We start from the raw sequence: 19,732 nt of genomic DNA, 5'->3' as shown, positions 1-19,732 counted from the left end.
GAAACGTTTTCCATCGCATTATGAAATGATAGATAAAAAAGTTTAGAAATGATAATATCCAGATAAGTACTTTACTATTTTCCCTCTGAATCGAGTATTTTAGCGATATTACATTTTATTGAATCGAGTGGAATATTACGTTTAACCCTCTCATTGTAATCATCATGCCAGAGATGATAATCAGAGAAAGAACCATTTCCGCTAAACATTAACCTCCATGCATCGCAGGCCTCCTTACAATAAGTAGCTGATTCAACTCCCTGAGAGTGGATAGAAATCCTGAGTTTTTCTATTATTGATAAAACGCCTCTAATCCAGTTACACTCGCCATCATTGATCAGAATATTTTTTAGATTCAGAAATTCAATTAATAACTTTTGAGCTATTTCTTTACAATACACTACCCACCTCACAGGCTATACTTCTGATACATCCACACCCTCATCCGACTGCATTAACTGGCCTTTTAATCATTAGTATAACACGGGCGTTACAGGTGCAGAGGGCCAGCATCATTCTCTGGGACCATCATGATTAATATTTACTTCTTCAGCATCAGTAAGCCCGTGATAACCGCACCAGTTGATTAGTTCTCTGATGGAAAGAGAAATACCAGTCACTCCAGCCATCAATTTTTCCATTAAAAACGCAGACTATTAAGACCTCTTTTTTTGAATCCACCGTCATGTAGTAAAATCCTCCACCATCGGGCGGTGAAAAAGATGATAAGATTTTTCCTTGCGCATTTATTATAATGAGTCTTTCAGGCAAACTTCTCTTCTGATCAAGAACAAATATTAAATCTCTGCTTTCATCAACCAACACCTGATCGACCTCGGATAAAGCCAATGACAATGCTTCACCCTTAAATTTCCACTTAAGAGTAGCTTGATCAGCCAGTAAAATTAAATCATTAATAGCATACATTTAAACCTATCTCTCTTAGCTGATCAATTAATTGCGGCAAACGGGACAGCTTTGCCATCAGCAAAAAACCCTTAATCACCATTTTCTTTCAACATTATTAAATACAGCTTAGTCATGATTTTGCTCTGACCTTAACCGGGCAACGGGGGCTAGAACAGATGATAAAATCTCTGGGATTCATTGGAGATCTCACTACCGAAAGATGTCTTCCGAATCATCATTAGTGATTAAGACATAAGGGAACTATTTGTGCGAATGATGAGCTATGTCCTCACATGCATTACATTTCCCTGGACAACTTAGTCTTAAAACTATAAATAAGATTAGTCCAAGTTGCTTGCTGGTTTTACTGATGCGACACACTTGTGCATTGTAGTGGAGGTTAACCTTCTTGCATGGCTTATTGTGGTCCCGCCGCTCGCTGAAAAAGTCAGTCAAACGGTGCTCACCCTCGTAACGGAAGTGCCAGTGGGTCTGACCGTCATCCTTCCCGGGTGTGATAACCATGGATATCATTTTTCCAGCGGATATAGTTCACGGCGGTTATGCATGATGTCTGAACCCGTATGGGGCAATCCAATGGGTTGCCTGCATTGTCCCGTCGCAACTGCTCAAAACCTGGCTGCAAGTCATTATAAGGCAACAAACAACCTGCATTATCGTAGTTACATGATGTCTGCTGAAAAGATATCGTCGCACTCTTCAGGGTTGAGGTTGTTACCTAAATCGAAATCAAGCCAGGGAAACCTGAATATCGCAGAGCTATTCTCATCATCAATACTCACCAGGGAGTAACTTACATCTGGCTTTTAGTTTCAGGCCTAAGGTTTGAGAGAAAAGTGGATGGTATGACGAGAGTCGCGGAATGGATATTCCGCGATAACAGCACTACAGACCCGTATGGGTTATTTCATGCGACGCTGCCGGGCGACGCTGGCAAGGCGTTGTGTCCGGCAGTAAATGGCAAACAGGACGAAACCCTGCCCATTCAGTACCCAGCGAGCACCCACTAAAGCAGCGAGTGCCAGAATCAGCCACAGGCCCGAGTGGCTAGCAGTAACAACGCTGTAGCTCAGGAGTAAAACAGTCGATATAAGCAATATTGCACAGACATAAGCCAGTCCCGCCACACCCGCTGTATGGCCTCGCGCAAGCAGGTAACTGGACGTGAGTATCGCGCCAATAACAACAATTGAGGGAACAAAAAAACTCAACGCGTGTATCTGTGGACTCAGAGGAGGTAAAGCGTGCAGAAATGTCAGCAGATTAAATGCAAATGCAACCAGTAACAGCATCAGCACAATTGCAACGGGGAAGCCATTTTGCCGGGGCAGCGCCTCAGAAGGCTGTTTAAAATAGCGCTCAAGCTCTGAAGTAGATCGGGCAAGTATGGAATCATCCTGCCGTGCGATTGCCTGATCTATTTCGCGCCCCTGTTGCAGGAGTTCAGTGATATTACGTCCAATAAGCCATGATAAAAATTGCATTAAATTACCGCCAGTGACTGGATTGTTCCCACGATGTAGCGTCCGGTACGCGGGACGTTACCTGGAGCAGCAATGATACCACTGACAGCACTGCCAGCCACAGCCGCTGCACTGGTGACGACCTGTGCGAGTTGCTTAACAAGTTCTTTTTGCACCGGCTCTACAGGGAAACGTTTTGGATAAAGTCCTGCACGGATGGCGGCCTTGAGCTCTTTATTAGTTATACCCGGGTTTTGTGCCTTGATGATTAATTCAGTAAGCCGCGCCCTGTCCTGCCTTGGATAGTTCCTGAGCCACTCCGTGGCTTTTAAAGAAGAGACCGATTTCATCGCTCGCCATGTTGCGAGAGCTTCTTTTAATGCACCGCCCACACTGGCAAGTGAAATAAGGTCAAGAGACGTTGAAGTGGCAACGTACCACTCCTGAGAGTCCAGCCACGCGACGTTTTCACCACCGTTTTCGACGAGATCATAAACCCGGTAGATACCATTAATACACTGCACACCTGTTGCCGCAGCACCGGCATAACCAATGGCGACAAGCACGCCGCTACTGCCAGCCGTTATCGGCGTTGCTGAAGCACCGATAACCGCCACGCCAGCGGTGATAATCATTGCACCACAGGAAAGCACGGTCGAGGCAATCTCCGTGCCCATTGAGGTCGCGCTGACTGCTTCACTCAGTGACTTGCCCGTATCAGACGCTGTGGCTTGCTTAGGCGTTTTGGTCACAATAAGATGTGTGACGATACCACTTTGGCCATTAGGATGACGCTGACCAGGCCGGACAAGATAACGCTGTGCGCCATCTGCATAGATGATGCCAGCCTGATAAAACTCCCGGGTACAATCCATTGCTGCACCCAGCGCTTTGAAATCAAAATCAGGTGCCCCATAACCGGTCAGTCTCGCGATGTCATAACCCGGTAAGTTATTTTCGGGATTCATTCCTGGCAGGTTCATTTTATCTCCTTATAAGTTCGAACAGATGAAGAGAGAGTTTTTAAACATTGAAATTCGGAATAGAGAGCCGGTCATTACCGCAACAGATCATATATCGATAACCATAAAATAAGCTAAAAACGTTATTTTTAATTAAAAGAGAAAATAGTTAATCTAACAAACCCTTCACTAAGAAAATATAATAACCTAGCTACACTTCATCGGGAAGTTTTTAAAATCAATTGGCAGAATAAATAAATTTCTTTAGGCGACGCTCACCATGGTAGCAATGTAGCTAGTAGGTATGTCCATCATATTTATCAACTGTTCGGCCTTCAATATCGCAGTGCCTGCAGACAGTAATAATACATTACCAATGTTAATAGTTGAATATTAACACCCTTCATTATAATTTTCTGCAGCAGCACTACATATTAATATAATGACAGGTTGGTTAATTTTAAATTTATCTCCACTCAATATATATCCCGCACGTAAATGATTTTTCATTAGACTGTACCGTTATCTCACCCCTTGAAAACCCCCAAACATGACCATATGGAAGATCTTTTAATTCACCTTTATAATTACCTGGATACTTTTCCATCATCCACTCATACAATCTTTTCTCTTCAGAAATTAAAACGTTTACATTTGCCCTTTTTTCCCAATCGTTAATGTTTTTATAAAACTCACCAGTTTTACTGATTAGGAACACGCTCTTATTAACAGAATAAATAGCGGGCCTAAATTGTACATGGAACGGTTCATTATGCCACATGACATTTTTTGCTGAAAAATAATACTCTCCTACATGTATAAGGTCATCAGAAGATTTAAAAAACGAAGAATTAATAAATTGTTCGTAAGAAGAAAGTTCTATTTTACTTCCATCCACAAGCAAAGCACCATTCTCTTCTAAAATCATTTTTTTCATATATCAATTACTTTTCAAGGTTTCAGTTTAAGCCGAGCCTCTTCCGGTATATAAAACTGTAGCCCTCCTCCTCGACCATACTGAGCATTAGCTTCAGCACGTCCTCTGGCTACATGTATATCTTGGGTAACGTAGTAAGCTCTCACCTTTGAACGCATTGTAAATGCTGGGTCTAGCATAACTTGCAAAGCTTTATGATAACCAAGTGGATCACCTTTATACTGTCTGACTGTAGGATGGCTTACTGTATAAGCAGGTAACCGATCTCCATTAGGATGAAGAGCATAAAGAATCGTCCCTTTTTTTATAACCGTATTTTCATAAACATCGATACCTGGATAAGATTTATTCCCTGGTCCCTGCCACTGCGTTGCTTCTTTCGCAGGGTTGTTACACTTCATCAACCCTCAAGGATCCACCCACCCCAGCGCATTCGGCGCATACTGGTAAAGGTTGATCCCGCCCGCCAGCCCAATCGGATCCTGCTGTGTAAACCGTCCGCTGTCCGGGTCATAATAACGAAACAGATTGTAGTGCAGTCCGGTTGATTCGGCCCCTCCGGTGCCTCACCCCCTTGAGGCCATCGCTGAAGCGATGTTCAAATTTGCTTATGCAAATTAGTCCCGGTCCAGGTAGTGGCCCTGCATCCGCAGATTCTGCTCCACCACCGGAACTCGCTCGCTGGATTCACGCAGCAGCTTGACCCATGGGCTGTTGATCCCTTCCCAGGCATTTTGCCCTTCAGCGTCAGTCAGCAGTTCCGGCATCCCGTTGGCTGCATTATGGAACCAATAGATCTCCGGGCTTTCCACGCCATCAATACGCGCCAGCAGTTCATAGCTCTGGCTGTCACTGTAAACGTAGGTAAGCGGAGTGCCGTCGTGGATTTCCAGCAGCAGGCGGTAACCTTCCCACACAAAGCGCGTCGTGACGGCGTTACCAGACGGCCTGCACTGTAACAGCTCCTGGCTGGTTTTACTGATGCGGCGTCCCAGCGGATCGTAGCGAAAACTCAACTTAGTGCGCGGCTTGTTACGTTCCCATGGCTCGCTGATGACGTCCGTCAGGCGATGCTCACCATCGTAGCGATATCGCCAGCGGGTATGCCCATCATCTTTCTCCGTGGTACATCCATGGATATCGTACTGCCAGCGGATACCGTTCAGTTCGGTGAAACGGCTATACATGACATGAGCGGCATTATGGCGATCCAGCGGGTTGCCAGCGCCACTGTTCATTACCCGGCTGCGCATTGTCCTGTGATAACAGCCGGCCGGCATTATCGTAGTTCCATAATGTCTGGCTGAACGGATTATCGTCGTGCTCTTCACGGATTAAGTTGTTGCCGTAATCGAATCTATATCGACAGGAATTGTGTATAACCTCTCAACGATCAATGCAATTAACTAAAAACACTCTTTATTTAAAGTAAAAGTTAGGAAATTAATCTCTTAGAAAAAGACCTATCAAGTGAGAGGAATACCTGGATGGTTGAATTTCTGAAAATGTGAAAAACACTACTACCTTATGATTTTCAAAATCACATTCCGTTTCAAAAAAGCTGATAGCTTCACCATCGTAATGATAACGACCCGAATCTTTAATTTTTTCCTTTACTCCTTTTATTTTTTTTGAATAATTTTTCTTAAAATCTAACTCTTCTGAATTGAAACTTCTTGAACCATACACCGAAAAAACTATTTTTCCAGAACAGCACGGGCATTCAAAAAAGTTCTTTTTATGGATAAAGTCATTTTCAATACCATCGTGTAACAAAACTTTTTTTTTAATAAAATTTTTCATAACTTCCTTAAGACTCCATCTTTGATAAGATCTTCAATATAATCAGCTGTTTCGTATTGTTTGTTCATCCCTGGCTTCCCAAACCAAGGAATTGCCGGTCCTGAATCAACTTCATAAGGTTTTAATACCTCATAGGTGGATAGTGGCTTTGTTAAAGTATAATCCGGAAGCGCCCTTCCCTCAAAAGAAGCTCCGGCCGGAGAAAGAAATGTTCCTGGATCTCTGAAAACACCATCTTCAATCCATCCACCATAACGATCTACGTATTCTCCGGGCTGAAGAGTTTCTTTCACTGAAGTAACAAAACCGCGGTTAGGAGGCCAGGCACCTTCACCCATAAGTTGTTCTAACGCTGCCCAGTCTTGTTTTTTCCATAAAGCATATGCTTTGGATGCTTGTTTCCTTGAAGTGAATTGTTTTTTATTCGACTTTTTCTGGAAATCATTCCATGCATTTTTACAACTCAACCCCCAAGGATCCACCCACCCCAGCGCATTCGGCGCATACTGGTAAAGGTTAATCCCGCCCGCCAGCCCTATCGGGTCCTGCTGGGTGAACCGGCCGCTATCCGGGTCATAATAACGAAACAGATTGTAGTGCAGTCCGGATTCCCGATCCAGGTATTGGCCCTGCATACGCAGATTCTGCTGAACGACCGGCATCCGCTGGCTGGACTCGCGCAGCAGCTTGCCCCACGGGCTGTTGATGCCTTCCCAGGCTTTTTGCCCTTCAGCGTCAGTCAGCAGTTCCGGCATCCCGTTGGCCGCGTTATGGAACCAGTAAATCTCCGGGCTTTCCACACCATCAATACGGGCCAGCGGTTCATAGCTCTGGCTGTCGCTGTAAACGTAGGTCAGCGGTGTACCGTCGTGGATTTCCTGCAGCAGACGATAGCCTTCCCACACAAAGCGCGTCGTGACGGCGTTCCCGGACGGCCTGCCCTGTAACAGCTGCTGGCTGGTTTTACTGATGCGGCGTCCCAGCGGATCGTAACGGAAACTCACCTTAGTGCGCGGCTTATTACGGTCCCGTGGCTCGCTGATGACGTCCGTCAGGCGATGCTCACCATCGTAGCGATATCGCCAGCGGGTCTGACCATCATCCTTCTCAGTGGTACGGCCATGAATGTCATATTGCCAGCGGATACCGTTCAGTTCTGTGACACGGTTATGCATCACGTGCGCGGCACTATGGCGATCCAGCGGGTTGCCTGCGCCATCCCAGCGCCACTGTTCATTGCCCGGCTGTGCGCCGTCCTGGGACAACAGCCGGCCGGCGTTATCGTAGTTCCATAACGTCTGGCTGAACGGATTATCGTCACGCTCTTCACGGATCAGGTTGTTGCCGTAATCGAAGTCGCGGCGACGGGACCAGACGCGCGGCGCAGGACGCTGCGCGTCTCCCCTGAACACGTCACGGCGGCGCAGTCTGCCTAACCGATCATATTCACTGCGCATGGTCAGGCCGCCCTGTGTCCGGCTCAGTTCCCGATGCAGCGTGTCGCGGGTAAACTCGGTGACCGGCAGGTTGTCTAACGCGATGCTCAGTAAATGACCGCTGCCATAATAAAGCTGCCTGAGATTGCGACCATCCGGCAGTGTTAAGGCTGTGCAGTTACCCAGCGCGTCATACTCCCACGCCAGTTTGCCCTGCTCTCCCTGTTCAGCAACGATGCGGCCCAGCGCATCATATTTAAATGTGATCTCCTGCTCGGCCTGCTGGCTCCACTCCGCGTCAGACAGCGGCAGATGCTGCGACACTTTACCCAGCTGACCGCCGCCACTGTAGTGATAGCGCGTCTGGCCTTCCGGCGTGGTCCGCGCCAGCAGTTGTCCCGCACGGCTCCAGTGATAGCGATGGGTGATGGACTGAGGATGCCCAGCGGCAAAGGTACGTGATACCGTGCGGCCCGCTGCGTCATAATCATATCGCGTGGCAACGCCATCCAGCCCGACCTGAGCCAGCAACAGAGAATCCGCGCCCCACTCGAACTGATACTGTTCTCCGTTTTCGTTTTGCAGCGCCGTCAATCGGCCACGGCTGTCCCAGCTTCGCTGAACCGTCTCACCCTCTGCATTGCGGCTGGCGATCAGTCGCCCGACGTTGTCGTAACGGAATTCACTGCGCTTGCCATCAGCCGACTCATAGGCCAGCGGCAGTCCGCTTTCACTCCAGTGCAACCGCTCTTCCCATCCCTCTGCACGTTCCAGCTGAAGAGGACGGCCTGATGCGTCATAGTGATAACGGGTTTCTTCACCATCCGGCGCGATGACAGAGCTAAGCCAGCCCAGGGGATGATAACGGTAGCGCGTGGTCAATCCTGAACAGTCGGTTTCACGGATAACCTGGCCGGCATCGTTAAACTCCCGGCGGTAGCTGTTACCCGCTGCGTCGATCTCCTCGACAACCAGTCCGAATTCATCCCGTTTATAGAGCGTGCTTTGCCCGAGCGCATCAACGACGCGCTCAAGGCCATGATGGGGATCGTAATAGTACTTCGTGGTGGAACCGTCTGCTCCGGCAACCACTGTCGGCAGCGAACGGTGGGACAGCCATTGCACAGCCTGCACACCGCCGTCAGCATCTTTCTCTTCAATGCGGTTGCCCAGATCGTCATAGGTGAAACTCACCGCGTTGCCCAGCGGATCGGTGCGACGCGTCAGGAGTTCGTTTTCATCCCACTCATAACGCCACTTCTCGCCCCGCTCGTCGATAAAACAGGTGATGAGGCCCGCAGCATTCCAGTGATGTTCACGCTGCTGACCGTCATAGGTTGAGACCCGCGTGATGCCCGCCTCAAGATCGTAATGCATGTGGCAGCCATCACCGGTATTGGTGCGGTTCTCGACTACGCGCCAGTGATCCAGCTTCTGCCAGCGATATTCGCTTTCGAGCCCGCCCGGCAGCTGATGCCAGACCATTAAACCATCGTCGTTGTACCGGAAGCGCCGCGACATAACGCCAGCGGCATCAGTAACGCTGGCAAGCTGGCCCTGTTCAGTGTAGGTCCAGCGCGTCAGAGGCCAGTGTTGATCGCCATCAAAATGGCTGGCTGATGTCGGGCGCCGCGCGTGATGTTTGTCGTCGTAGTGCAGCGTAACGTCAATCGCCAGCGGCGCGTCATGGATACGCACCAGACGAGCCTGTTCATCCCAGCCCATCTCCAGCGCATTACCGTACTCGTCGCTGAGTGAAGCCAGACGCAGCACCTGCGGGTCAGCAGCCGTGCGCCGGTATAGACGCCAGACCGCACCGTCGTCATCGGCAATGGCGATATCGCCGGACTCGTTGCGCCGCACCATCAACCCTTCGCTGATGCTGTAGAGCACCTCTTTTTCACCGGGCACGTCAAAGCTTAGTTCGCGTCCGTTGTCATCGAACCAGGACGCCCGATTCCCTTCCAGCGTCAGGTAACTGTCAAACACCGTGGCCCAGCCTTGACCAAACAGGCCGGCGCGCTGAGTCAGGCTGTTATAGCTGCGCTGAAAACTAAGCGGGAAACGTCCGGGAAGGGAAAAATCGCGCTCGGCATCATCATTCAGAACTTTGACGCCGGTCGCCGCATGAACCGGAAACAGCGACGAGAAAGCCGCGTTGATGGCCATGTCCGCTGCCATACCGCCCACGGCACCGGCCAGCGCGCAGGGCATGTTTTTGAGGATCTGACTGGGGCGACCACGGATCAGAGAAAGGCCGATCATCATCACAGCCAGGCCTGGCACCTTGCCGCTTTTGATCTCTCTGACCGTGACCGTTTCACCACCAATGATGACATTGGGGGAGACGTCGTCACTCACGGTGGCATCACAGGTGGTTTTATCCTTTGCGCGCACCGCAGGCTGGCCATTGATAAAGACACTTTTCGATCCCTGCGCCAGATATTGCGGTCCACTGTGTTTTTCACAGGCCACTTTGTCCTGCTCCAGCGGAGAGGTGCCCGCATCGGCGGAGGCGACCGTAGGTTGCCACATTGCACTGCCAAACTGGCCCACCGCAGAGAGCAGCATGCCGCCGTAGTCGGCAAAGCTCTTCGGCGATTGCGGTTCCGGTGGCGGTGTCTCGCCGGGCGTGAGCATACCGGCCGCGCGCACGGCTAAAAGACCATTTACGTAAACGTTGTCTGAACCGCTGGATATCACACCGGCGGGTGACGGCGGGAATATCATGTTTCCCAGCCCATCGGCCGCTTTGCTGATCTCCTGTGACAGACCCACGGCATTGGCCAGTATACCGCCAAGAATACCGCTGAGCAGGCAACTGTTACCCACGGCGGCGACACTCGCCGCTGCCGCCCCTGTACCCAGCAGGGGCGCTGCCGAGACGATAGCAGCACCCACTGCGGCACCAATGACGGCATACGCCGCACCTTCTGCCACAATGCTGGTGATATCAGCAAAAATGCTGGAGTGAATGATCTCATCGCCCACGCGGGCCGCAGGATTATCCATAAGTTATGCTTTCCGTGGCGTGTTCAGAGTCAGGCTTTGTTTAAAAGCACTCCAGCGCTGTCCGTCTTCTTCATTGAATGGACGCATCGCGGAGAGCGTAAAAATCATTAAGGTGTTCGAGTCCGGCACCTGCGTAGCCAGCTGTTTCTGCCACACGGCCTGCCCGTTACGGTCAAACATAGTTTCAACTTCAATTGCGTGTAGGGTGTTATCTACACCCGCCGTCACGCGTACAAACTCACTCTGCTGGATGTGACCCATCTGACTCCGCAACGTGTCCCACTGACGCTGGAATTCTTTTTCCGCATCACTGCCCTCAGAAATAACACCACGGCTTACAACCCATGCCAGCCCACTGGCTTCGTCGCGGAGAATATTCATGGTGGTGTCCTGCCAGGCAGCAGGAAAAAGCGCAAAGGCGCCCTCATTGAATTGGTAATTCATAATAGATTTCCATATGGGGAAAGTAAAAACGGGATGTTATTAACAGCAGAGGAATTAACTATTTATTTTCATCATAATCAGGTGCGATACCAGTATGTGTTTCAACTAATCTGAATTTTTCGACCCAGCCATTAACCTGGTTTCCGTCATTGGCCACATACATTACGCTGTAATACTTTCCATACTCGACGTAAGCATATAGTTCATTGCCAGGCACCACAAAAACATCTTTTTCTGCACAACGGCTATCAGGCGCAGAATAAAACTGCAACCGTCCTGACCCGCCAACCTTGTAGACATTATCTGTATTGTCGAAACGCACGCCTTTTGCGTTGGCAGAATCACTCCACATCGGGCATGCGTTATTGGCAAGCACGGTCAGAGGCAATGAAAAAACTATTAAAGGTAAAAATTTAACCATAACTACTCTGTCATTTTTAACAATAATGATCACATCAGAGATATAACATAATTCAATTCCGCGCAACATATCACGCAGAACCCCTTTCAATCATCCGTATTAATCGTCATCATAATATGACTGACTTTTTTATGCTCTAACTGAAATGACATGCGTTTGTGATCAGCGTCATAATATAACCAGTGCTGGTTATCACTGTCATCCACTGTGCCCTGACCATATTTACTGACCAGCACATCCTGACTGTCACCAATTTCTACACCTCTGGCTGTTTTGATTGCAGGCGTATTGATGGTGATCTGTGCAATGAGATAGCTATTGATATCACGCTGTTTTTTTTGCCAAAACAAGTTGGCAGTGTAGATTTCAAAACCATCATATTTATGCTGATAGTACTTATAGCTGGTGTCACCGGCGGGCGCGTCGCCAACGAAGTTTTCACTTATCTGCACGCCCACCTGTTTCTGAATTTCACTGTTCCAATCGTCACCTAAAGTTAAACCGTGATGATTTATTATTACCTGAAAGTCAGAGCTTTTTAGTTCATTACTGGAATCATCAGCCATTACATAACAAGGATAAAAATAAAAAACAACTGAAAGCAGCGCGCATAATTGAAAATTACGTTTATTAATGAAACATACCATTTTATAAAATTCCATTTAAAAATAATGTGCAAACATCATGTGTGACAGTGCGCACACATGGCTCACCATCCCACAGAAACTTTATTACTCGGAAATATTTATCCACTTTCCGTCTTCAGATAGTACGATTTTGTCATTAACAACAACTGTAAGATTACTAATTACATTGTTGATAATATAAGTTGCATCATGATTACGGAATTTATAACTCAGCACCGTGCAGGAAGCCTGACCACAATCACTTTTCATAGCCTTTCCTCTTAACTTGACAACCGCGCCATCTGATTTTCTTACACCTTCATAACTGACGTCATTACACTCCGAATCAGTAGTGCAAAGCGACGCTATCCTAATCCTGAACTTCTGCGTCTCGAAAACTTTCTCGCCGTTTTTTTGAACTTCTTTTTTATTTATAGCCGAAATAGCTGACTGTTTTTTATCGAAACGCTTCGCCCAGATCGCAATATCTTCCTGCATTTTGTTAGTTGCACGGTCATTACTTATATAATTTATTTTATTATCTACAGGCAGTATCCATGCAGCATAGACTTTACCGTCAGGCTGTATAATAAATGCTGAAGCCTGCTCAAGGTAAAGATCTTTTAACCAGCCCTCAACGAATATACCACCGTTCGCTGTTATATGAGGCTCACCAAAAACATCAAAGTTCTGGCTAAAGTCATTGTACTCGCTGCCTAAAACAGATTTTAAACTTGAAACGACTTCCTGGTCATTAAAAATAGTCGAAACATTACCCAGAACATCATACTGAGAGTAAGTCGATTTCGTATCAGAGGCTGTTGCAAAACCTGTTAAGCTACCAATAAAAAAAACCCAAAAAAACAACTTAATAAATAAACTCACTTTATTCACCTGAAAACTTCAAAAATTCAGCAGCTTCATTGGTATAGCGCTTTGTCAAAACGGTGGAATAATGATTCCACCAGTTATATTAAACACCGTTTTTAACCGTAGTGCTTGAACAATATATTTACTTGTCATAATTCAAACCTGCGCTGAAAAGGTCGACTCAGGCCATAGCTGAACTCAGGGCCTTGCCTGCACGTACGAAATTTTAGTTGCTTCAGCTCTCACCGGGATTGAAAGCATAGCTATTTAGCAGAACGGAAAAGTCGCTATCATTAAGAGTTGGAAAGTATAAGTTCGTGCTGGGTTCGGCCCTTGCAATGCAAGATAAAAAAATGAGGGCAGACACAAATATAAGACCATCAAAAAAACTACATTTATTAAATTTTATCGAGATTAGCAAAAAAAATAAGAAAAAACTTTCGGTTACTCACTAATAAATTGCAATTTAACTTACTGAATATAAATTCAAATTTAAATTCTACGTGCGGGGAGGAGATAAAAAACCACCTCCCCGAGAAATATCATATTATTAATTAAGTTTATACATATTATTCAATCCGCAGGAAAATCCTCGTATTTGAACAATAAAAATTATCATTCCCACTTACCACTTTGCTCTACAAGTGTTTTATTCCCCTGCACTACCTTTAACGCAAGCGGATTAAATCGCACAATATAATCTACACCGTTATTTTTAAAAATCATTCCGTCGGCTTTATTTAAATTAACAGGCTGCGTGGTCTTACCTTCAAGAATGATTTGTTTTCCATCTTTATTTCTCAGGCCAAAGTATTTAACTTTATCACATACAGTATAAAACCCTCCACAACCATTCACTAAAGTAATGGTGAAATCAGATGTCGAAAAAACTTTCATGTCTGATTTTAAATTCTCCTGATTTACTTCTTTATCGAGCGTATAATTTTTAGGCGCATAGAACTCACCATTCTCAGGATTTTTAATTAACTTCCATATAACTTTATTATCTTTAATTTCTAAACTTGCTTTACCTTTTACCCCACCAAAAGCAGAATCAAAATCAATCAAAGCATTATTTCCGTTTGCAACACCTTTGAGGTTTTTTTGTTCATTATCAGGGCAATCTATTTTATTACCGCTTCTGGTAACATAGCAATAACTACCTATAATGTTATTATTTTGCTGTTTTAACTTTAATGTTAACGTTGAGTATAATGACCCGTTATCATTTTTTTCTTGCCCACTCCATTGACCGGTAAAATCGTCTGAAGCAAACAAGGATGATGAAGAGATTGACAACAGCACCGCTAAGCTAAATCCAACTTTGTTCATTTCATTAACCTTTAAAATCCAGACAATCATTAACCCTATTAATCCAGCCGGTAAGATTGGGTAAGTTTTTAGGATCAGATATAGTGAGGTTAGTATAATATTGCTTTCTGATTTCAGCAATGCTATCGGTTAGTTTACCTGAATCTTCGACACTATTCATAGCTGAAATTGTATCAGGTCCAATGACACCATCAACATTTAAACTTTTTCCATATTGACTATTTAAGAGTTTTTGAATCTGTTTTCCTGCCCCACCAGATGTAATGCTCCAGTCATAGGACATCAAAGCTAACTTAGGATCTTTTATGTCATTAAAACCACTTGGGTCCCAATATCTTTTCTTGTAAATAATCTCAGCCTGTTCTGGAGTGATTTTTTTAAGATTTTCTAGCGTCGGCTCAACACCCAGATCCTCTTTTGAATATTTTTTCCATGTATTCCAGGCAATACCATGGTTTGTTGGACCGCCTTTATCAGATGCGCGATTTGCATAGCCTCCTTCATGTTTTAATATTATTGGAGAAATGGTTGAAAAATTGTCACCATTTTTTGGTGTTGCCGCCCCTTTCGCCGGTGCCGCCGCAGCCTTTGGTGCAGCGGGCGCGGCCTGGCCTTTTTGCTTCGGCGGGAACAGGTTCTCCACCGCCTGACTGATGTTCTGTTTATGACTGGAGCCCGGTGCGCTTGTGCCCGGCTTCGCGCCATCCGTATTCAGGTTCAGTTTGCCACCAGAGGTGGTGATGTGACCATCGCCCTGCACGAAAATATTGAAGCCCTTACCCACAATGTTAATCTGGCCATTCGCATTCAGTTCGATTGCACTCTCGCCGCATTCAAGGCGGAGTTTAGTCCCCGAACCTACTACATAGGTATCGACCACCGCATCGAGTTTGCCCTTACCGGTCAGCCTCTCTTCGCCCCCTTTTACACCGTGGACGCGATTGGTTTCGACACGATAGATCTCATTGCCGCCCGCATAATGACTGTGATTGTTGGCGACTGAATGGCTGGAATCATTTTTAACATGGGTATCCATGTTCTTCTGCGCCTGAATCCACAGGTGTTCCTCACCCGCCTTATCCTCAAACCTCAGCGCGTTCGCCGTATCCGCCGTGCCATCCTTCGACCGGCTCAGAAAACCCATCTGCGTCGCCGCCGCCGGCAGCGCCCACGGCGGCATGCTTGCCTCGTTATACACGCGGCCGATAATCAGCGGACGGTCCGGATCGCCGTTGATAAAGTCCACCACCACTTCGTCGTTAACACGCGGGATCTGCACGCCGCCGAACCCCTGACCGGCCCACGCGCTGGAGACGCGCACCCAGCAGGAGCTGGTGTCGTCGCCCTTTGCCAGACGGTCCCAGTGAAACTTCACCTTCACCCGCCCGTAGCGGTCGGTCCAGATCGACTCGCCTTTCGGCCCCACCACCTTCGCCGTCTGCGGACCGTGCGTTTTCGGCCACGGCGTCTCCGGCGGCATGCGGTACGTCACCGACGACGGCAGCACCGTGAAGCTGATGTTGTGACGGCTCTCGCCGGTGTCGCCGCTGGCGTAGCTGTTCTCGGCGAAGTCATAGGTCGCCGAGGTCACCAGATACTCGCCGTTGTCGCTGAAGTGCGGCGCGTTGATGATGGCGAAGGTGAAGCCCGGCGCGATGCCGGTGGCGGTGCCCGACCCGCTGACGCTGTGGTGCTCGGCCTGCCACACCTCCTGACGGATGCGCGCGTAGGACTCGCCGTGGCTGTGGTCGACAAAGTGGCCCGGCCAGTCGTAGACGTCCACCGACCCCGGCACCGGCGACGCCGGGTTCTGCCGCGCCTGCAGCATCCACGCGTTCGGCTTGCGGAAGTCGTAGTCGTCGGTGCTGTAGATGCCCGGCGTCACGCTCTCCGCCAGCGACCACTGGCTGATGCCCTCTTCCGTTACCACGCCGCCCGACGGGGTCACGTGATAGGCGATGGTCTCATAGCCCGGAAACGCCTGATGCTGGTCCGGCGCGTCGCACAGCACCAGCGTATGTTTGTCCGCCTCGTGGCGGAAGAAGTAGTAAATCCCCTCCAGCTCCATCAGGCGGCTGATGAAGTCCAGGCTGCTCTCCTGATACTGCACGCAGTACTCCCACACCCGGTAGTTGCCCGCCAGGCGCGTCTCTACGTTAACCGCGTACTCCTTCAGCAGCGTCTGCACAATCTGCGGCACCGTCTGGCTCTGGAAGATGCGCAGGTTGCGGTCGCGCCGCATCGGCCACAGGTCCGGCTCCACCGTCAGCTGGTAGACCGCGTAGCGGGTGCCGCTCAGCTCCTGGCTGCGCACCGCCACCCGGGTGATTTTGCCGTTGAGGTAGCGCGGGCTCAGCGCGTTCATCAGGCCGTCGGTCGGCAGCGTAAAGGTCACCGGCTTGCCCAGCAGGGCGTGGCGGTCGATGCGCGCGTCGGTGGCCAGCAGTTCGGCGGTGAGCACAAACGGACGGGACAGCGTCTCGGTACCCGTGAGCGTATGGAACAGCAGGCCGTCCGCCGGCAGCTGAGCAGTAATGCGTGAGAACATAATCAGATTCCGTGCTTATATTAGAGATTAGGTACCAGTACGTCATGGCGCTGTCATCCAGAGTATCGATGTGCACCAGTGGCTCCCAGCCATCCGCTGGTCGACAGGTAATGCGTGTCGCGCTGCTGCTTTCACCTACCGTTTGTAACTCTCTACACAGGCAGCACACCGTCCCGGTTTAGTTTCCCGTGGTGTTACAGGACTTTTAGCCCGTCATGGCAGGCTTTTTAAACAGCCAGTCAGACATATTTATCTCACACTGGCAGCCTTCATACGCGGCCCAGACTTCCAGGCAGGGTGAGTCATCCGTGGTTAATTAGCGTCAGATGTGAGTTAAACCGATATCAGGGAGGCAACTGGTTCCAGTCCCTTGGCTGGAAGCTGCCTGGCAGCGCAACGGTAATGCAGGATTTCTTCTCTGGCCAGGGTATAAAGGCATTTTCGGAAGCGCTGTTAGATCGCTTCCCTGGAGAAGCCCGACGTAAAAGAAAAGTATATTCCTTGTTAATATTAACAGCCTGTTTCCCTTCTTAGTTTAATTCGCCAGCCAGATGCCGTAATAAATCACTATAGTTCCAAGAGAAAGAATGACCTTTGAAAAAATGAACAGCCCTGGTGCCAGCTTACTGATAGCCGGTGAAAACCGCCTGTAATTGTCTGCATTATATTTCTTGTGAAAATCCATAACAGTGCCAAACATATTGCAGAATCCGACAAGTATAAATTTCATACCCCATATAAAAAATAATGATGCACCTAACGCCTCCATTAAGTCCCCTGCGGCGTCCCTGGTAAAACCCGGAATTATAGCTGCCAGTCCTTTAAGCACGAATCCAATAGCGATAATGGCGATAAAAATCCCAACAAAAGCTTTCCCTATACCAGCCAGCGTTTCTTTTCCATAGGAAATCTTACTGCTCCAGATAAAATACACCGTCACTGACCAGAAGAATAAAAATGCTAAAATTTCCATGTTGTTGCCATCCATTTTTAAAAATCAATTAGCAGCCAGAATCGTTATGTAGCCGCTAATTATAGCAATATTGCTAAGGCCACCTCCCTCAACATTATCCGAATATCCTACACTGCTAATAATAAAATCACTCACGGAATTTATGATAAGTTACAAATAAACTTCACCCGTTAATCTTAATAATAAAGAAAATCTGACGCTGGTTGTTTCCGTATTAGTTTGATGATTGAGTCAGGGCGGTCAAATATGCGGATAAAATGCGGCTTTAAATAGAAGAATGAAAATTTAATGCCTGAGGACTCGCTTGCGGATGATCTATTAATTTAGAAAGCTGAGCTAAGTTACCAGCCTAATCATAACCCCAGTGAAATTTACCCTTAAGTTGGGGAAATTTTAAAAAGCAACATAGAGAATTATAAATTGATTAATAAAATACCCATAAATGTACTCACCTAATCTTTTCTCTCAATTCATTAGCTGATGCAGCATCACCAGAAGATTGAATCTCATCGATCAATCTCGAAGCTTCAATCATGTCTCCTTTATTTATCGAATAAACCGCATAATTGTACCTGGCAACCTCATTTCCTTGTAAGGCAGATATTTTCAACCATTTTATCATGTCAGGCTTGATGAAATTTTAAAATGCATAATACTGATATAGCTTAATAGAGGCATCGCTATTTACCTCCAAGGATTTCTTCTTGTAATAAACAATTTCATCTTCATTTAAATAGTAAATAGTTCCACTTGAAAGCATTCTTGAACCTCGCGACCAGCTCACGATGAAAATAGTAGACTCGTCAAAATAGATAATAAAATATAAATTATCGTTAATTTTCACTGAAGGATATGAGCATCTCTAAGAAAATAGCAGAGAATTGAAATTATGAATAAAAAACCGGAATGAGCATAATAGCCGCCTCCGGTAGATACCAAGAAACTAGGTTAGATCACTTTTAAAGTGTTAAATCAATCACCTTTGAAGCAACCAATATATTTTAATCCTTTAAAATCACTACCTATAGCAGGAAAATTATCAACGTCAAGATTTGAATACCATAAAATGGCGTTTGCTTTATCAATTCCCAAGTTGGCGCATGTATTTCTTATTTTTTCCATCTCGCTTAGATCAACTGCTGCTTGCTCAAGTATCTCATTAAGAGGAACATCTTTTTCTTCTCTTGGTATTATTCCTATAAAGTCTTCATCGTACCACTTTGTGCCAAGATACTGACAAAATGCACAAACTTTATAGGAGGGATCCTCAAAATCCCCTTCAGTTGAGTAATCAAGCTCAAAATATTTCAAATAGTCTTTTTCGGAATCATAATTACTTCCTATCCAAAGATGTACAATATCCGCGTCGTAATTAGTATTCATCAAAAGCATCCTGTTCGTTTCATGTGGATCGAATGGTGTGTTTCTATAATGTCTATGGCTTGCATCTTAGTTTCAGCACTTTTTAAATCACTGATAAGTTTGTTATGGAAATGCCGCCCTGCTTTACTTCCATGATGAGGACCATTTGGGACAGGCATTCCATTTCTATCAGTGACATTAATAAATGTAATTTCGCTAGTCGGAACTGTCATTGCTTTAAGCTCTTCTGCGCTAAACCCTAACTCTTTCGCTTTAGATGCTATCGATACAGGGAACATTTCATGCATACCACCGGGACTTCGAAGAGCACTCTCAACAGCTGATTTATTATCGATAATATCCTGAACTGATGCGCCATTAAACCAGGAGTTAAACGTGCCTTTTTCCCAAGGAATCAAGCCTAATGGATCCACCCAAACCATTGGATCATTAACATAGGTGTAAGTATTCAATCCACCCTTTAACCCTATCGGGTCCGGCTGCGTATAGCGACCGCCGCGCGGGTCATAATATCTTAGCGTGTTATAGTGCAGCCCGGTTTCACGGTCAAGGTACTGTCCCTGAAAACGAAGGTTCTGCGGCACGCCCCAGC

The 19,732-nt window shown here is 47.0% G+C and carries 15 protein-coding genes and 1 pseudogene; all 16 read right to left on the bottom strand.

The features are described from left to right. Positions 1-555 precede the first annotated feature (555 nt). On the bottom strand, positions 556-927 hold the full coding sequence (locus tag AC6I77_RS07580) for a hypothetical protein (RefSeq protein ID WP_039660424.1): 372 nt from the start codon (positions 925-927) through the stop codon (positions 556-558). A 905-nt stretch (positions 928-1,832) separates the two neighbouring features. After that, the gene (ssi4, locus tag AC6I77_RS07575) at positions 1,833-2,414 is read right to left on the bottom strand and encodes an immunity protein Sip4 (protein ID WP_039660426.1); all 582 of its coding nucleotides are present in this window, start codon (positions 2,412-2,414) and stop codon (positions 1,833-1,835) included. Continuing rightward, complete coding sequence (gene ssp4 / locus AC6I77_RS07570) at positions 2,414-3,376, bottom strand: Ssp4 family T6SS effector (RefSeq protein ID WP_008926140.1); 963 nt, start codon at positions 3,374-3,376, stop codon at positions 2,414-2,416. The genes ssi4 and ssp4 overlap by 1 nt, the downstream gene beginning before the upstream one ends. Before the next feature lie 445 nt (positions 3,377-3,821). Continuing rightward, positions 3,822-4,292, bottom strand: a complete 471-nt coding sequence (locus AC6I77_RS07565; protein ID WP_154926150.1) for a hypothetical protein — start codon at positions 4,290-4,292, stop codon at positions 3,822-3,824. A gap of 14 nt (positions 4,293-4,306) precedes the next feature. Next, positions 4,307-5,663 (bottom strand): annotated as a pseudogene (locus AC6I77_RS07560) (RHS repeat domain-containing protein); the annotation flags it as partial. A gap of 72 nt (positions 5,664-5,735) precedes the next feature. Next, entirely contained in the window at positions 5,736-6,095 is a 360-nt protein-coding gene (locus tag AC6I77_RS07555) for a hypothetical protein (RefSeq protein WP_154926148.1), read from the bottom strand. Next, positions 6,092-10,543 (bottom strand): RHS repeat-associated core domain-containing protein, encoded by a 4,452-nt coding sequence (locus AC6I77_RS07550; RefSeq protein ID WP_154926146.1) that lies wholly within the window; start codon positions 10,541-10,543, stop codon positions 6,092-6,094. The genes AC6I77_RS07555 and AC6I77_RS07550 overlap by 4 nt, the downstream gene beginning before the upstream one ends. Positions 10,544-10,546: 3 nt before the next feature. After that, on the bottom strand, positions 10,547-10,987 hold the full coding sequence (locus AC6I77_RS07545) for a DcrB-related protein (protein ID WP_039660441.1): 441 nt from the start codon (positions 10,985-10,987) through the stop codon (positions 10,547-10,549). A 58-nt stretch (positions 10,988-11,045) separates the two neighbouring features. Further along, positions 11,046-11,477, bottom strand: a complete 432-nt coding sequence (locus AC6I77_RS07540) for a hypothetical protein (protein ID WP_442843992.1) — start codon at positions 11,475-11,477, stop codon at positions 11,046-11,048. Positions 11,478-11,494: 17 nt separating this feature from the next. Then, entirely contained in the window at positions 11,495-11,974 is a 480-nt protein-coding gene (locus AC6I77_RS07535; RefSeq protein WP_442843991.1) for a hypothetical protein, read from the bottom strand. Between the two features lie 165 nt (positions 11,975-12,139). After that, complete coding sequence (locus tag AC6I77_RS07530) at positions 12,140-12,919, bottom strand: hypothetical protein (RefSeq protein ID WP_238329280.1); 780 nt, start codon at positions 12,917-12,919, stop codon at positions 12,140-12,142. Between the two features lie 600 nt (positions 12,920-13,519). Continuing rightward, the gene (locus tag AC6I77_RS07525) at positions 13,520-14,236 is read right to left on the bottom strand and encodes a hypothetical protein (RefSeq protein ID WP_238329281.1); all 717 of its coding nucleotides are present in this window, start codon (positions 14,234-14,236) and stop codon (positions 13,520-13,522) included. Positions 14,237-14,240: 4 nt separating this feature from the next. Next, positions 14,241-16,784 carry a type VI secretion system tip protein TssI/VgrG gene (gene tssI / locus AC6I77_RS07520; RefSeq protein WP_457171704.1) on the bottom strand — a complete coding sequence of 848 codons (2,544 nt, stop codon included), beginning with the start codon at positions 16,782-16,784 and terminating at the stop codon, positions 14,241-14,243. Between the two features lie 535 nt (positions 16,785-17,319). Next, positions 17,320-17,757 (bottom strand): hypothetical protein, encoded by a 438-nt coding sequence (locus AC6I77_RS07515; RefSeq protein WP_181405318.1) that lies wholly within the window; start codon positions 17,755-17,757, stop codon positions 17,320-17,322. A gap of 972 nt (positions 17,758-18,729) precedes the next feature. Next, the gene (locus AC6I77_RS07510) at positions 18,730-19,140 is read right to left on the bottom strand and encodes an immunity 22 family protein (RefSeq protein WP_033761564.1); all 411 of its coding nucleotides are present in this window, start codon (positions 19,138-19,140) and stop codon (positions 18,730-18,732) included. Then, positions 19,140-19,724 carry an RHS repeat-associated core domain-containing protein gene (locus AC6I77_RS07505; RefSeq protein ID WP_497816803.1) on the bottom strand — a complete coding sequence of 195 codons (585 nt, stop codon included), beginning with the start codon at positions 19,722-19,724 and terminating at the stop codon, positions 19,140-19,142. The genes AC6I77_RS07510 and AC6I77_RS07505 overlap by 1 nt, the downstream gene beginning before the upstream one ends. Between the last annotated feature and the right edge of the window lie 8 nt (positions 19,725-19,732).

The organism is Pantoea sp. X-Soil-ISGK-259, assembly GCF_059730705.1.
Note: the sequence above shows the minus strand (reverse complement) of the source record. Positions and strands in the feature narration are given on the sequence as shown.

Excerpts from the sequence above, each read along its gene's own strand:
- AC6I77_RS07580 (WP_039660424.1), bottom strand. The coding sequence starts at position 927 with ATGTATGCTATTAATGATTTAATTTTACTGGCTGATCAAGCTACTCTT.
- ssi4 (WP_039660426.1), bottom strand. The coding sequence starts at position 2,414 with ATGCAATTTTTATCATGGCTTATTGGACGTAATATCACTGAACTCCTG.
- ssp4 (WP_008926140.1), bottom strand. The coding sequence starts at position 3,376 with ATGAACCTGCCAGGAATGAATCCCGAAAATAACTTACCGGGTTATGAC.
- AC6I77_RS07565 (WP_154926150.1), bottom strand. The coding sequence starts at position 4,292 with ATGAAAAAAATGATTTTAGAAGAGAATGGTGCTTTGCTTGTGGATGGA.
- AC6I77_RS07555 (WP_154926148.1), bottom strand. The coding sequence starts at position 6,095 with ATGAAAAATTTTATTAAAAAAAAAGTTTTGTTACACGATGGTATTGAA.
- AC6I77_RS07550 (WP_154926146.1), bottom strand. The coding sequence starts at position 10,543 with ATGGATAATCCTGCGGCCCGCGTGGGCGATGAGATCATTCACTCCAGC.
- AC6I77_RS07545 (WP_039660441.1), bottom strand. The coding sequence starts at position 10,987 with ATGAATTACCAATTCAATGAGGGCGCCTTTGCGCTTTTTCCTGCTGCC.
- AC6I77_RS07540 (WP_442843992.1), bottom strand. The coding sequence starts at position 11,477 with ATGTTGCGCGGAATTGAATTATGTTATATCTCTGATGTGATCATTATT.
- AC6I77_RS07535 (WP_442843991.1), bottom strand. The coding sequence starts at position 11,974 with ATGGCTGATGATTCCAGTAATGAACTAAAAAGCTCTGACTTTCAGGTA.
- AC6I77_RS07525 (WP_238329281.1), bottom strand. The coding sequence starts at position 14,236 with ATGAACAAAGTTGGATTTAGCTTAGCGGTGCTGTTGTCAATCTCTTCA.
- tssI (WP_457171704.1), bottom strand. The coding sequence starts at position 16,784 with ATGTTCTCACGCATTACTGCTCAGCTGCCGGCGGACGGCCTGCTGTTC.
- AC6I77_RS07515 (WP_181405318.1), bottom strand. The coding sequence starts at position 17,757 with ATGGAAATTTTAGCATTTTTATTCTTCTGGTCAGTGACGGTGTATTTT.
- AC6I77_RS07510 (WP_033761564.1), bottom strand. The coding sequence starts at position 19,140 with ATGAATACTAATTACGACGCGGATATTGTACATCTTTGGATAGGAAGT.